Source organism: Arthrobacter alpinus (assembly GCF_001294625.1).
GTDB lineage: Bacteria > Actinomycetota > Actinomycetes > Actinomycetales > Micrococcaceae > Specibacter > Specibacter alpinus_A.
The window spans coordinates 208,331-223,292 of record NZ_CP012677.1; the positions used below are offsets into that span (position 1 = coordinate 208,331).

The 14,962-nt window shown below is 60.6% G+C and carries 11 protein-coding genes and 1 pseudogene; 1 reads left to right on the plus strand and 11 read right to left on the minus strand.

Annotated elements, in window-relative coordinates:
• Window positions 1–889: 889 nt before the first annotated feature.
• The 5 genes and pseudogenes from AOC05_RS00790 to aztB all read right to left on the minus strand — a co-directional run bounded on the left by AOC05_RS00790 (window position 890) and on the right by aztB (window position 7,134).
• Window positions 890–1,968 (minus strand): annotated as a pseudogene (locus tag AOC05_RS00790) (IS256 family transposase).
• A gap of 860 nt (window positions 1,969–2,828) precedes the next feature.
• On the minus strand, window positions 2,829–4,037 hold the full coding sequence (gene aztD / locus AOC05_RS00795; protein WP_062004830.1) for a zinc metallochaperone AztD: 1,209 nt from the start codon (window positions 4,035–4,037) through the stop codon (window positions 2,829–2,831).
• 54 nt (window positions 4,038–4,091) lie between these two features.
• On the minus strand, window positions 4,092–5,003 hold the full coding sequence (aztC, locus tag AOC05_RS00800) for a zinc ABC transporter substrate-binding protein AztC (RefSeq protein ID WP_062004832.1): 912 nt from the start codon (window positions 5,001–5,003) through the stop codon (window positions 4,092–4,094).
• Window positions 5,000–6,163, minus strand: a complete 1,164-nt coding sequence (locus AOC05_RS00805) for an ABC transporter (RefSeq protein WP_231687157.1) — start codon at window positions 6,161–6,163, stop codon at window positions 5,000–5,002. The genes aztC and AOC05_RS00805 overlap by 4 nt, the downstream gene beginning before the upstream one ends.
• 71 nt (window positions 6,164–6,234) lie before the next feature.
• Window positions 6,235–7,134, minus strand: coding sequence for a zinc ABC transporter permease AztB (gene aztB, locus AOC05_RS00810; protein ID WP_062004836.1), 900 nt, complete (start codon window positions 7,132–7,134; stop codon window positions 6,235–6,237).
• 55 nt (window positions 7,135–7,189) lie between these two features.
• Here aztB and AOC05_RS00815 point away from each other — a divergent pair, with 55 nt between their 5' ends.
• Entirely contained in the window at window positions 7,190–7,831 is a 642-nt protein-coding gene (locus AOC05_RS00815) for an ATP-binding cassette domain-containing protein (RefSeq protein WP_062004838.1), read from the plus strand.
• A gap of 282 nt (window positions 7,832–8,113) precedes the next feature.
• On the opposite strand, the gene deoC is transcribed toward AOC05_RS00815, so the two are convergent.
• From deoC to AOC05_RS00845, 6 genes are all read right to left on the minus strand, one after another.
• Window positions 8,114–8,782: a deoxyribose-phosphate aldolase gene (gene deoC / locus AOC05_RS00820; RefSeq protein ID WP_062004840.1), complete on the minus strand. Its 669-nt coding sequence runs from the start codon at window positions 8,780–8,782 to the stop codon at window positions 8,114–8,116.
• A gap of 49 nt (window positions 8,783–8,831) precedes the next feature.
• Window positions 8,832–10,832, minus strand: a complete 2,001-nt coding sequence (locus tag AOC05_RS00825; RefSeq protein ID WP_062004842.1) for a substrate-binding domain-containing protein — start codon at window positions 10,830–10,832, stop codon at window positions 8,832–8,834.
• Window positions 10,829–12,319 (minus strand): sugar ABC transporter ATP-binding protein, encoded by a 1,491-nt coding sequence (locus AOC05_RS00830; protein WP_062004844.1) that lies wholly within the window; start codon window positions 12,317–12,319, stop codon window positions 10,829–10,831. Before AOC05_RS00830 ends, AOC05_RS00825 begins: the two co-directional genes overlap by 4 nt.
• Complete coding sequence (rbsD, locus tag AOC05_RS00835) at window positions 12,320–12,724, minus strand: D-ribose pyranase (RefSeq protein ID WP_062004845.1); 405 nt, start codon at window positions 12,722–12,724, stop codon at window positions 12,320–12,322.
• 65 nt (window positions 12,725–12,789) lie between these two features.
• Complete coding sequence (locus AOC05_RS00840; RefSeq protein ID WP_062004847.1) at window positions 12,790–13,758, minus strand: ribokinase; 969 nt, start codon at window positions 13,756–13,758, stop codon at window positions 12,790–12,792.
• A 49-nt stretch (window positions 13,759–13,807) separates the two neighbouring features.
• The gene (locus AOC05_RS00845) at window positions 13,808–14,818 is read right to left on the minus strand and encodes a LacI family DNA-binding transcriptional regulator (RefSeq protein WP_062004850.1); all 1,011 of its coding nucleotides are present in this window, start codon (window positions 14,816–14,818) and stop codon (window positions 13,808–13,810) included.
• Window positions 14,819–14,962: the final 144 nt, after the last annotated feature.

Consider the following 14,962-nt stretch of genomic DNA (forward strand, 5'->3'; position numbering starts at 1 on the left):
CCATATCCAGTGCATCTAGTCGCCATGGTCGCAGTGTTTTCTCAGCTCTCTTTTGATGTTGGCCGTGGAGCCAAAAAACCTAGTGTGTGCTCGCGCTCAGTTTCATAAGCCCTGTACCTGGGCAGCTGGCCAACGGCTACGATGCAGTCCCGGAACTCGGTGAGCCGAGTAAGCCATTGTTGGTCAAGTTCTTGTTGCCGGTTGGATGTGAGCCAACCGGGGAGACTGCACAGAAGAAATATTTTTGGTGTTGACAGGTTCCCGTGGTGGTAGGGGCGTCGTTGCTCGCGCAGCCAGATGTGGAGGGATCTCTCAACCGTGTCACCGTCATGGTGGGGGGGCGGTCGTGTTCGGCAAAAAAGATCTTGCGCTTCCTTCATTCGCCGGCGCCATCCAGTGCTGGGGCTGGCAGGATCCCTCGCGGCAAGGGCTGCCTCATGTCTTTCGCGGAGTCCGGGTTGGTAATATTCGTGGACTTGGTGGTGCCGGTCGACGGTGTTGCGCTGATGGTGACAGCGATCGGCTATTTCGCGCACGGCAAGACCGGCTGCGTACATCAGGTCCCATTCGGGATGCCTCGAGATTTCCCAGCCGCCCATGCCAGAGACACTAGCCCATAGCCCCGTGCTGGACCAGAGCTGCTATGCAGCTGTGGATATCTTGGGCGGGGCGGGCCACACCGTGCTGTGAAAAGGGTTCCACTTACCGCTACGACTCCCACATGTGTGGATGACCTGTAGTGCAATTTAGTCCCGAATAAGGGCAGCTCTTCCCGCCATTTTGTCTGACTTTTGACAACGTGCAGCTGATGTGGTGTCCGGGCGTTTTTGCGTTTACGTCCAGCTGTGTGGTGGAGTTTGCCTCGACACCGTGCGGGTCAGTTTTTTGATTATGTTGCAGTGAGTTCTGGGAGCAAAATCGCTTCCACTACGTGGGCTGTGGGTGTGGTGTGCATGGCCTTGAGTTCGGCCATGGAGGTTTCGCAAGAGGTAGCGTCGGTCCCCGGCTTCCCATTCGTCATGTTGCTCGACGAGGACGGCTCCGGCGAGCCGCAACAAGGCTGCGGGGTTGGGGAAGACCCGGACGACGTCGGTGCGTCTTTTGATTTTCTTGTTCACCCGTTCCATGGGGTTCGTGGACCAGATCTGGCGCCAGTGCCTGGCCGGGAAGCCGGTGAACGCGAGCACGTTACGCATGAAATGCACCCGGCAGCGCTGCCAACCCGCACCTTGGAACACCGTGGAGATGGCCTTCTTCAAGCCATTGTGGGCATCGGAGATAGCCAGCTTCACCCCGTCCAGTCCACGGGCCTTTAGCGACCGCAGGAACGAGGTCCAGAACCCCTCGTTCTCGCTGTCTCCGACATCGAAGCCCAAGACTTCCCTGCGCCCGTCAGCGGCCACACCGAAGGCGACCACGACCGCCTGGGACACGACCCGGTGCCCGACCCGTGCCTTGCAGTAGGTCGCATCAAGGAACACGTACGGGTAGTCCATGGCCGAGAGATCCCGGTCCCGGAAAGCACCGACCTCATGGTCCAGGTCCTCACAGATCCGGGACACCTCGGACTTGGAAAATCCCTGTATCAGCCCCGAGCGCCTTGACCAGATCATCGACCTTGCGGGTGGAGACACCGTGCAGGTAGGCCTCCATCACCACGGCGTAGAGTGCCTGATCCACGCGGCGCCGGCGCTCCAGCAACGCAGGGAAGAACGAGCCGTTGCGCAGCTTGGGGATCTTCAGGTTCAGGTCCCCGGCGGTGGTCGTCAACGTCCTGGGCCGGGACCCGTTGCGCTGGATTGTGCGGGCCTCGGAGCGTTGGAATGGGGCAGCACCGATCAACGCGGTGGCCACGGCCTCGATGAGCTACTGATACAGCGTTTCGGTCGCGGTGCGGATACGGTCGGAGACATCGGTGAGTTTAAGTTGGCCATGCAGGTCGAACAAGGCAGACTGGTCTAGAGCCATCGTGTGTTTGTGTCCTTTGTGAGTTCTTTGATCGGTACTCACTGACCATCGCACGATGGCTCTTCACATCAGAAATCCGATGCTCAGCAACCGGAAACTACACCACTCCATGGGACGTAACCGCGTGTTGTGCCGCTGGGGGAGTCCTGATGGGAAGGGTTTACTTTTTTGGACGTGGAGCAAGGCCCTGTCTGTCGTACCGATTTTCCAGCCGCTGGGGTCATTGCGTAAATTACAGCGCATCTTTGTTATGAAACCCGTAGGTGGTTCCAGCGAATCACTCATCGTGATTCATCCGCAGGGTTTACCCTGCCGTGCCCAGGAATCTCGGACGATAGTTTCGAACAGGTCATTGTCGATCCCGTCTAAACGGGTGGTGTAGGGGCAACTCTTCCCCACCCGATGGGGGCCCAGCTTCTCGAAACGCGGATCGGGATCGTAGGCGTTGTAGAGCCCGTAAACGGACAGTGCTGCTGACCTCGGTGACAATCCGATAACCAGTGAGTCACCCTCATGGCCAGAGGCGTAGCGCTAGTGGTAACTACCAAACCCGATTATTGAACCGGACTGCCCGGTCGGTATCTGATTGACGGGTTGCTATGGCTGGATCATGGTGGCGGGCCATTTGAGTTCACGACGGCAGCTGGGGTGCTGGTCCCGTCTCGCGCGTCATCGAGGCAGGGGGGCACATGGGCATCGATTTTTGGTGGGGACACCGTATGTTTGGGCGGTCCCACTGGCCAGGCAGGCGGAAGCAGGACGCACCCCTATGGGTTTCATGGAACGAACAATGAACGCAACGCAGCAGGTGCCGCACCCATAGGGTGCAGCACCTGCTGCGTTGCGGGGCGGCGGGGCCGCTAGTGAGCTCCGACGCTGACGGCAACTTCGTTGGGGACAACGTCCATTTTTTTGGAGGCCTTGACCTTTCCGGTGATGAGGTCCACGGCGTGAACGGTGTTCGCCGCGGGTTCAGTGACATAAGCGGTGTTGCCATTGACGGTGATTGCGGGGTGGGCATCCTGCCACTCGACGGGGCCGTCCCACCCAGCGATCACAGGGAAAGTATTGACGATCTTTCCATCGTTCGGGTCAAGGACGTGGATGGATCCGTCCGTGGAAAGGATGTAGGCCAGGTCCCCGGGGCCCCGGGCAACGTCTCGAAACGTGTAATTGACATTGCTGGGAAGTTGCACCACGTTGTAGCTTTTCTTCTCGGTGTCGATCAGGGCCACGGAGTTGAGCAGGTACCCTTCGGCGTCGGGATCATTCTTGTAGTCGCCAACTACAACGGGGCTGGTTTCCGAGACATAGGCGTTCCCCATCCGGCCGTATTTGTCCGGTGCGGTGAACTTGTGGAACCTGCGCTGGTGGTACATCAGTGCGCCGTCCTCGCAACCGAAGATCACGGCTTCATCAGCGGCAGTTCCCTCGCCGTGGATCCCGGGGCATTGTTTGCTCTCCGCGAAGGAATGCCAATGGTCCTCGTGGGCCTCCAGCGCAACGGCTCCGGAGCGTGAGGTCTCATCGCCGACTGTGGTGAGCAGTGTCCCGTCCGCCAGCACGATCGACACGCCATGGTGGGCCGAATCGGCCGTGTACGTCCGCGTCTGCGGCAATGCACCGCTGGCTTGTGCCAGCTCGTCGGTATTCAGGATGGTCGTGGTGCCGGTTCCGTCGTCGAAGAGGACCGTATTGCCGGCATGCCGGACTACATGGCCTGGCGCGGTTGCTTCGACCACCAGGTCGGTGAGCTTGGGTTTGGCCATGTCGAGCAGCTGGAAGCCGGCCTTCGTGGTGACGAAGACGTGCCGGCCGTCGCCGGCTGCGTTGAGTCTGGTGAACTCCTCGGAATCAATAGTTGTCACGAGCTCCAGGCTGGTGCCGTCCAGGATGCTGATGCTGCCCGCAGAAGAGACGGCAATACGGCCGTGGGCGTTATCGGAACCGCCGGACGCCGCGGCATTTGATCCGGCTGTGCCGGATGCGTTGCCGCAGGCAGTGGCCAGAAGCGCGATTCCTGCGAGAACGGCGGTGACGCCGATGCGGGCTTTTCTTGTGTGGACCATGGGTTGTTTCCTCGTTTTTATTTTTTGGGTGCAAGTGCTGTTGTGTGGGCGTACTCAAGGGGCGAGCCCCTGGACAATTCGTTGGGTGTTGGTGCGCATCATGTCGATATAGGTAGGTGCCTCGCCGTCGGGGCCGGTCAGTGACTCCGTGAACAATTCACGGACCTGTACGTCCACGCCGGCTTCCTTGGCCAGGACCTGGACCAGGCGGTCGGGTTGGGATGATTCGGCAAAAATAGTGGGAACGCCGGCGCTGGTGATCGCTTCACTGAGTTGGCGCAGGTCCGCTGCACTGGGCGCCGCGAGCGTGGTTCCTCCGGGAATGACGGCCCCAACGACCCGAAAATCGAACCGCTCCGCAAGATAGCCAAATACGTGGTGGTTGGTGACTAAGGCACGGCGCTCCCGGGGGAGTGCCGCGAAGGCTGCCGTCATCTCGCTGTCGAGTTCTGCCAGTTGGGCACGGTACGCAGACGCACTGGCGGCCAGCTTCCCGGTATCGATGCCAGCGATCCTTCCGGCGGCGGCCTCGATGGCGTCGACGATCGTGAACATGGCCCCCGGATCGGTCCAAAAGTGCGGGTCCGGGGCACCTTCCGCGTCCCCCACACTGTAGGATACGACGTCGATCATGTCACCGGCCACCAACAGGGGAGCGCCCGCGGCGGCCGCCCTGTCCAGATTCTGCTGCAGCCCTTCCTCCAAGCCCAGCCCGTTCGACACCACCAAGTCCGCAGCGCCCAGCTGGGCCGCCTGCTGTGCGGAGATATCGAAGGAGTGCGGATCGGCCCCGGGCTGCATGAGTGTGATCACGGTGGCCTGGCCGCCCAGGACCTGGCGGGTTACATCTCCGAGAATGTTCGTGGTGACCACGATTTGCGGACCCTGCGAGGGGGCAGGTTGCCCGCAACCCGCCATGATCAGCGCCGCCACCGCGGCAGCGGCCAGCCACAGCAGACGCCTCATCGGCCGGTTTCCACGAGATGCACTGGCTGTGTGGGCAAGGTGAGGGTCCGGGCAATGCGGGCACCATCGGCGTAGGCAATCTCAAACACCAAGCCTTCTGCTGGGGCGCTGACGTAGGCGCGCTCGCCGTCAACAGTGAGGTCTACCTTCCCGAGCAGTTCCGGTTCTGCCAGGGTGGCTGGCATCAGCGGCGCGGTGGAGGAGATGGGTTTGTTGCTCCTGCCGTCATACACCTGGACTGTGCCGTCGCTGCCAACGACGACGACGTGCCCGGCTTCGTCGTCCACCGCGGCAGCGGCGAGCACGGGTGTGGCGGTGGGAAGCCAGCTCCACGAGACGTCGCGGGTATTGAGCAGCCACACGCCGGCATCTTTCCCGAGGCCGGCCACGGTGGGACGGCCCTTTCGTCCGGCGAAAGACGTTGCCGGGGCAGTCGCCTCTGCCGGATAGGGAACGTGTTCGAGCGCCGGCTTGGTCCCATCGCTGGTGGCGATCACCGCACCGTCGGCGCAGCCGATCACGAGACCCACGCGGGTGGTGATGGTGCCCGCAGCGGCGGGGCACTCCGCCGTCGTCAGTTCCCTGCCTCCGGCATCAATGGCGCGCAGGCGGGCGGTGTTGCCATTTGCGTCGGCCTCGGTGACTACTGCGCCCTCACCCAGTGCAGCGATGATACCGGAGTGCGGGGCAACGTCCAGGCGGAGAGACTCGGTAATGGTTCCGTTTGAAAGCGCGGCATTGTCAAGGAGGACTGCGGAACCGGACGACGGAAAAAACAAGCCAGTGGTGCCGGCGGTGGAGAGTAGCCCCGTGGCGACAGTCGCCGCACCCTCCCCGGAAACGGTGCCGACCATGGTGGGTTCGGCGCGATAATAGTGGGAGTGGTCTCCGTGGTTCCAGGTCCACACACCACTGTCGATGATCTGCACACCGTTGGCACTTGCCGCAAAAACAAAGCGCCCATCACTGGTGACATGAAGTGGGGGTGCCACGGACCCCAGCTGAGTATCTGTGCCGCCGAGGAGATCGAGCATGGAAGCCTGGCCTACGGAGTCGACGGCCACAAGATGAAACTGTGGCTCAGCAACCTCTGTGGCGCCGGCGATCGCGCCGTGTTTTTGCGGGGTAGATTCCACCGTGCCAGGTTGTGAGGCAGGCACACTGTTGCATCCAGCAAGAGAAAGGAGAAGGGCGGCAGCCAGGATCGCGTGTGGTGTTCGAGTTCTCATTGTTACTTTCCAGTGGGTGGCAGGGAAACGGGGAGGGGTGAGCGTGCTGGGGCCAATTCCTGGACGGTGGTTGCCGCCACTCTGCGATGAACCCCAAGCAGGGTTGCGGTGCCATGTGAGAAGCCGGCAAGGGCGATGGCGGCAGCCGCGACGGAAGCCCCCGCCGCCGTGCCCGCGTACCAAGAGCAAAGTAGGCCTAGCCCGACGGCGAGGATGCCGCACGCGGAGGCCACCACCATGCGGGTAGGGATGCGGGATGTCCAGGGGCTGGCTGCGACAGCCGGGGCCAGGAGTAGCCCGACCACCAGCAACGATCCAACAGCCTGAAACGAGGAAATAACAGCTAGCGTCACCAAGCCCACCAGAGCCAGCTGCGCTAGGTGGGGACGAAGCCCCAGGGTCACGGCAATGCGGGTGTCGAAGGCCGCGGCGACGAAGCTGCGATGCAGGGCCGACGCAACAATTATTGTGACGATTGCAGCGCAGAGCAGGCCGATCAGATCCCCGCTTGTCATGGCGAGGATGTCACCGAAAAGCATAGCTGTGGCGTCGGTGGCAAAGGATCGCGAGTGCGAGACGATGATGACACCGAGGGACAGCATGGCAACAAACAGCAGCCCGATGCTGGTGTCGTAGGACAACCGGCCACGCCGCTGCAGTGCGCTGATCAGTGCAGTCATAACAATGGCACTCACCGCACCGCCAACGACGGCAGGTAACCCGGCAATTGTTGCCAGGGCAACTCCAGGAAGCATCCCGTGGCCTATCGCTTCACCAAGAAATGCCATGCCGCGGATAACAACCCACGTCCCCACCACACCACAAATGATGGCAACCAGGGCGCCGCCAAGCAGCGCTCGCAGAATGAAGTCCGCGGTAAAGGGGTCAGTAAGCCAATGCATGCCACAACACTAATGATAATGAGAACAATTATCAAATAAGTGATTAGGGTGAGGTATGACTTCTTCTGACTATGCCCTGCGTGGGCGAAACTTGTCCTTCAATTTTGATGGTGCTCCCGTGCTTCAGAATGTCGATGTTGACTTGCGATGGGGGACAGTGACCGCCATCGCCGGACCCAACGGAGCTGGCAAGTCGACGCTCATCGAGATTCTTGCCGGTGTTCGACGGGCCGTGGCGGGCACAGTGGTGCGGGCTGCCGAGGTGGCGCTGGTGGTTCAGACGGTGTCCGCCCCGGATGCGCTGCCCCTCACCGTTCAAGAGGTGGTGCTGATGGGGACCTGGGGCGCGACAGCGGATGCTTCCGTGAAAATTGATGCCAGGGAGCGACGAATCCGTGTCGCCCAAGCGCTGGACCGTGTTCAGCTCGCCGACCTGGCGGCGGCGCCCTTTGGTAATCTCTCCGGTGGCCAGCGCCAACGCGTCCTGCTAGCGCAAGGCATTGCCCGCAGGGCGCGCATCTTCCTCCTTGATGAACCTGCGGCGGGACTCGATGCGCAAAGTCGTGAACGCACTCGCGCCATCCTTGCTGCCGAAGCGAGTCGAGGCGCAGCGGTCGCCTGCGTCAGTCATGACGAGGATTCCATTGCTGACGCCACGTCCGTGATTCGGTTGGAGGGCGGATTTAGAGTCGGCTAGCCGGCAGCCCCAATGACCCATTGTTGGTGAGGTGGGGCTTAGATTCCCCGAGAGTTAGCCGGGCCCTACCGGGTTGAATCCCGACGATTCCCGCCGACTGGACTTCCACCGGCACTGTCAGTTTCCCGTTGGCCGGTCCAAAGGTCCGCCGCTGCAGCAAATCAGTCCCGGGGAACAGACGCACGCTGGCGAGCTCAATTTCACCGATGGTCTCGTCGAGTAAAACGCACTGAGATCCCCGCCTGGGCGGGGATCTCAGATGTCACTAAAATGTTGGAGCGATTAGTATCCGGTTGCGGTGCCGCCTTGCAATACTCGCTCAGTGCCGGACAGACCAAGGCGGGTGGCTCCGGCGTCGACCATTGCTTGAGCTGCGGCCCAGTCGCGGATGCCGCCCGAAGCCTTGATACCGATTCGCTGGCCCACCGTCTTGGACATCAGTTCCACGGCGTGGACGGTTGCCCCGCCGGCGGGGTGGAACCCCGTGGAGGTCTTTACGTAATCAGCGCCGCAGCTCTCCGCGATCTCACAGCATCGTACGATCTGATCATCCGTCAGGGCTGCTGTCTCCAGGATTACCTTGAGCACGGTGGGTGCAGGTACCGCTGCGCGTACTGTCGCAATGTCGCGGCGAACCGCGTCAAAGTCACCGGACAGGGCGGCGCCAACGTCAATCACCATGTCGATTTCGTCCGCACCATCCTGGACAGCGGACTGAGCCTCTGCGGCTTTGATGCTGCTGCGGTGCTTACCCGATGGGAAACCACACACAGCAGTGATTTTGACCGTCGGGGTGGTCAGGGGAAGCATCGACGGCGAGACGCACACCGAGTAGGCGCCCAGTCGTGCGGCATCGGCCGCAGCTGTTTCGGCTTCGGCCTGCGTGCCGGTGGACTGCAGGAAGGTGTGGTCCACCATGGAAGACAGTAGTTGCGGGGTCAGTTTCGTCATGTTCGTCCTTTATTCGTGGTTCGAGCTGAAGTGGGGTTGGCGAGTGACGCTACTTGCAAGTTGCCCGATCGCCCAGTCCGCGAAGGTAGTCACAGAATTCGCCGACGCTGGCACCGGTGACAAGTTTTCCTTGCAGCACCCGGGATCCCTCCACGGTTTCTCCGGATGCGACGGCGTGGCTGATCTTGATGACTTCCTGCCCCAGCGCAAACGGTGATTCTGCGTTCGTCGCAGACATTTCACCGTTCCTGACGGCGTCCAGGGCGTCACCAATTCCGTCGTTTCCGACGATCTTGATCGAGCCCAGCAGCCCGCGGGACTTGACAGCGGCTACGGCGCCCAGCGCCATTTCATCGTTGGCACCGTAGATGCCGGTGATTGCCGGATTCGCTTGGAGCATGTTCGTGGTGACGTCAAGGGACTTGCCGCGATCGAAGTCTCCGGATTGAATGGCAACCAGCTCGACACCGGGGCACTCCTTCATGCCCTCCTGGAAACCGACGGAACGGTCCCGTGCCACGCTGGTGCCCAGAATACCCTGAAGTTCGGCTGCTTTTCCGGTCCCGCCCATGGCTTCGCACAGAGCCTTGGCACCATTCTTGCCAGCTTGAATGGCATCGTAGCCAATGAAAGCGGCCAAGGTGCCCTGGTCGGGGACCCGGTCAAATGCGACAACGGGGATATTTGCTTGGTTGGCCTGAATGGTGATCGAGCCTCCGGCCTCACTGGAAGTGGGATCCAGAACCAATACGCTCGGTTTTTTCACCAAGGCTGTGGTGGCTTGATTCAAGGACTGGGTGTCGTTGTTGTTGGCGTTCTGGACGTCCAAGTTGAGGCTCAACTTCGCGGCCTGATCCTTGGCTCCGTCAGCTACCGAGACAAAGAACGGGTTATTGAGGGTGGAGATCACCAAGGTTGCTGATTTATTAGAAGCACCAGCAGCGTCGTCGCCGGTTCCACGGACCACGGTAGTAATACCAGCACCCACTACCAACAGGGCCAGAATCGTCACGGCAGCAATTTGGGGGGTTCGCGCCCGGGCGCCAATTTCCAAGGTGCCAGCCGCCGTCGTAGGTCCTGCAGTCTTGACGCCCGACGGCGGTGGCTGGCGGAAGATCCGCATCAGCACCCCTGAATTCCGGTCGATGTAGACGGCAAACAAGATCACAGCACCCTTGACCACGCCCTGCAGGAACGGGGAGACGTTGAGAAGGTTCAATCCGTTATCGATCATGGAGAGCAGGACGGCGCCGATGACGGTGCCGAGCAGAGCGCCGCGGCCACCAGCCAGGCTGGTCCCGCCAATGATGACGGCTGCGATGGCGGAGAGTTCAAGTCCGGTACCGGCGGTGGGCTGGGCTGTTCCGAGACGCGCGGTGAGGATGAACCCTGCAATGGCTGCCAAGACGCCGGAGATCATGAAGGCCATGATCTTCACGCGGGCTGTATTCACACCGGCCAGACGCGCAGCATCTTCGTTATCGCCGGTGGCGTACAGTTCGCGTCCGTAACGGGTGCGCGCCAAAATGTAGCCAAAGAGTACGGTGGCACCCACCATGATCCAGATGGGTGTTGGAATGCCCAGCAGGTTTCCTTGCCCCAGGGCCAAGAAGGCCTCGCTGGTGACCTTGACCGGGTTACCTTGGGAAAATTGCAGGGTCAGCCCAGCAAATATCGACATAGTGGCCAGGGTGGCAATGAACGATGGCATCCTGGTTTTGGTGACCAAAAGGCCATTGATGGCACCAGCCAAGGCACCTACCAGCAGTCCGGCCGCCAGACCGGCCACCGGCCCATGGTCGGTCATCACCGATGCTGTTATGATGGCGCTGAAGCCGAGCACCGCACCAACGGAGAGATCAATTTCGGCGAGAATGATGACGTAAGTCTGGCCGGCGGCGATCAGCGCCACGACGGCAGCAGTAAGTAGAATATTGAGCATGTTCGAGGACTGCAGGAACAGCGGCGTAGCGAAGACGAGGGCGATGGCCACCAGGGCCAACATCCACACCGCGCGCAGCTGGTCGTTGAAAAGGGAAAACTTTTTCATCGGGCTAGGGTCTCCATTGCGTGTTCAAGGACGGCTTGCTGTGTCAAGGCGGGCGCGGAAAGTTCAGCGTTGATGCTGCCTTCGTGCATGACCAGCACACGGTCTGACATTTCGACTAGTTCGGGAAGGTCTGAAGAAACAAGGACGACGGCCACTCCTTGAGCGGCGACGTCATTGATGATGGAATAGATTTCAGCTTTTGCGCCCACATCTACACCGCGAGTGGGTTCCTCCATCAACAAGATGGCCGGATTACTCAATAGGCAGCGGGCCAACAGGACCTTTTGCTGATTGCCGCCCGAGAGGGTCCCCACGGCATCCTCGATGCTGGTGCATTTGATACTGAGCCGGTCCGAAATTTCCTGGCACCGTTCCCGTTCCTGCTTGCGGGATACGACTCCGTTGCGCGTGACAGCACCGAGAGTGGCGAGAGATTCGTTGTGCGAGATGGGCTGCGCGAGGGTGAGGCCTTCCGCCTGACGGTCCGGGGTGAGGTACGCTATGCCTGCCCCGATGGCTTGTTGAGGGGACTTCAAGCTGACCTCCTTGCCATCTAACTGCACCACTCCACTAGCATTGTGCAATCCAAACAAGGCCCTGAGCACCTCGCCTTTGCCGCTTCCCATGACCCCACCGATTCCGAGCACTTCGCCGGCATGTACTTGAAAGGAGACACCATTGATGCCGACGCCGCGTAGCTCGTTAACGTGGAGGCGGACGCGGTCTGTGGCGTGGTGTTCCTTCGGGTAAAAGTTCTCCACTTCCCCGCCCACCATGGCTGCCACAACTGACTTCTCGCTCAGTTCCTTGGGCGTGCCACTGAGTGAAACCTGGCCGTCACGCATGACTACGATCCTGTCGGAAAGCGCAAAGACTTCGGGCAAACGGTGGCTGATGTAAATGATGGATACCCCGGCGGCCTGCAATTTGCGCACCTGGTGGAATAGCAGCTCGGACTCCCTGTCATCCAGGGCAGCCGTCGGCTCATCCAGGATCAGAAGGCGTACTGAGTGGTTTAGGCAACGGGCAATTTGCACCAGTTGTTGTTCGCCGAAGCTGAGTTTTTCCACCGGAAGGCGGGTGTCAACGTCGATCCCCACCTGAGCGAGAAGTTCGGCGGCACGGCGGTGCATCTTCTCCTTGTTAACGAAGAAGCGGCCAAACTCGGCGGTCCCGTCGTGGGCGAAAATGTTTGAGGCGACGTCCAGTTGCGGGAAGAGGTTGTTCTTCAATTCCTGGTAGATCACTTGGATGCCATCGGCCATGGCGTCCTGCGGTACATGGTAATTGCGTGCCTCGCCGTCGATCATGATCTGACCGGAATCTGGCTGATAGGCGCCAGCAATGATACGGGTCAGCGTGGACTTCCCAGCCCCGTTTTCGCCCACGAGGGAGAGAATTTCGCCCGGTTCGATACTGAGGTCGATGCCACGCAGGACGTTGTTGGGTCCGAAGGACTTCGTGATGGCTGTGAGTGAAATGGCCATTTAGTACACCACTCCAGCCACGAGGATCACGTTGGCGTAAGGCGTGAACTCGCCGGAGCGAACGGCCGCCTTGGAATTTTGGGTGCGGGATTTGAAGTCCGTGTGCGGAACCAGCTCGAGGGGGATGTTGTGCCGGTCAAGGCGTTTGCGCAGGGCCTGGTACATCTCGGGGCTGTGCGAGGTGATCTCACTGGCAGCAATGGCACCTTCAAATTCAGCCTCCGCCAGGACAACGTCCAGGCATTGGAGGAATTCAGGCACGTTGGCTGTCAGTGCTAGATCAATTCGTTCCACCCCGGCGGGGATGGGCAGGCCGGCATCGGTCACCACCATTTCATCGGTGTGGCCGAGTTCGGAGATGACCCGGGATAGTGCCGGGTTAAGGGTGCCGCTATTTTTTCGCATTTTTGCTCCACTGCTTTGTAGAGGGATGGGTGCTCGTAGGGAACAGATCGGACGTGCTGGTGTGTCTAGCGGCCCGCCAGGAACAGGTCGACGGTTTCGCGTTGGGGAAGGCTGGGGCTGGCTCCGGCTACGGTGACAGCGAGTGCGCCGCCGGCCATGGCGCGGCGCAGGGCCTGCTCCCAAGTGAGTCCTTCGGCGAGGGCGCTGCCAAGGTTGCCGGCGAAGGCGTCTCCGGCGGCGGTGGTATCCACAGCCGCAACCTCGAACGGCTTGTGGAGGCTGATCCGTGTTGTCTCATCGCCGGTTTCACCAACACGTTCGACGACGACGGCACCGGCACCGGCGAGTGTCACCACGGCCCGGGCTACTCCTCGATCGGTGAACCATCGCCCGGCCTTCGCTGCGGATTCCTCGTCTGTGACGCTGATTCCTGTCATGAGCCGGGCTTCGGTTTCGTTCGGCGTGACAATATCCACATGCTGCCAAAATTCCTCGTCCAGTGGTGCATCTGGCGCAGGAGCTGGATCCAAAATGACGGTGATGCCGCGGGATTTGCATCCCTTGACGGCTTCAAGGGCGGAATCATGCGGGATTTCGAGTTGGATCAGGGCAACCGTGGCGTCCAGTTCAGGTGCATTCAGTGACGCCCTGACGTGCTCTGGGCTCAGGAGCGAATTGGCGAGCGGGATCATGACAATGTCATTTTCCGCGGAGGAGTCCACCCTGATGTGGGCAATGCCTGTGGGTCCTTGACCGCGGAGGACATGGTCAGTGTTGATGAGTTCCTCGGCTAAGGTACCGAGCACCAGCTCGCTAAACGAGTCGTTGCCGACACTGCCAATCAGTGCAACGGCGCTGCCGGCACGAGAAGCAGCCAATGCTTGGTTGGCACCTTTGCCGCCAAGCACCATCGTGAAGGTGTTGCCGAGCACAGTTTCGCCCGGCTGTGGCAACCGTTCGCTGAAGCTGGTGAGATCGCAGGTAATGCTGCCAATCACCAGAACACTGCCGATTCTAGGCACAGTAAACGTCATGGGGGTTCCTTTTGTCTTGGAAATAGGGTGGGGAAGTCCGCGGTTTGGACTAGTGAATAGGTGGTTCCGAACAGGATTTTCGGATGGTCAGCTTCACCGGCAACACCATGTGCCGAAACTCTTGCGGCTTACCAGCATCAGCACCGTCGATGCGAGCCAGGAGAAGGTCGGCTGCGGCATGTCCTTCCGCGATGGCCGGACGAGAAATCACAGTGACCGGTGCGGGCAGCAGTTCGGCGAGGTCGAAATCGTCAAAGCAGAGAAAGGAAAGGTCCCCGGGAATGGAGACGCCCGCCGCATGGAACGCCAGGAGGGCTCCTTGGGCCATCGTATTATTGCCGACGAACACTGCCGTAATGCCGCTGCTAGTATCCATCAGTTCACACGCGGCCTGGTGCCCAAATGCCCTCGTGAACTCACCGATTTTGGTGTCCTCCTGTTTGACTTCAACGCCGGCTGCGGAGAGAACGTCGAGGAATTCGGTGTGCCGGACTTGGCCGGGGAGCGTTTCTTGCCGACCACTGATGACGCCAATTCGACGGTGCCCCAGTGAGAGGAGGTATTCGGCTGCCATTCGAGCACCGCCTGCGTTGTCAACATGAACCAGATCGAACTCGGGGTTCTCACCCACGGTCCGGTCGATGAGAACGACCGGCTTGCCCAGTTCCGTCAGCATGCGGCGGGTCCGTTCGCTCGCCTCAGCTGGCACAATGGCAACGGCGTCAACGGCATCGATGAGGCCACCCAATACATCAGATTCGGCCGTGAATTTTTCGTCGCTGCTGGCCACGATGATCCGGAAGCCCTTGGCCATGGCACGTTCTTCGATGCCACGAACCAACGCAGCGAAATAGGGGTTGGAGATGTCTGGGACAATCACGGCAATGGTGTGGTGGCGCCCCAGTCGAAGTCCGCGGGCACTGGCGTTGGGTCGGTAGCCCAGTTCGCTGATGGCCCGTTCCACAGCCGCCCGGTTGCGGATGTTCTCACCCGATAACATTCGGGAGATCGTGGCGATGGAAACGCCTGCGTGTTGCGCAACATCGTGGATGTTTGCCATGGTGCACGCTCTCCTTTGAGTCGTTTGAAGTCTTTTCGCTACCGGGAATTCCAATGTTCTGGAACGTTGCGTGAGTCCGATCACGCTCCGCTTGAATTACTGTAAACGTTTTCAGTTTGGATTGCAAGACGCGGTGGTGACCTA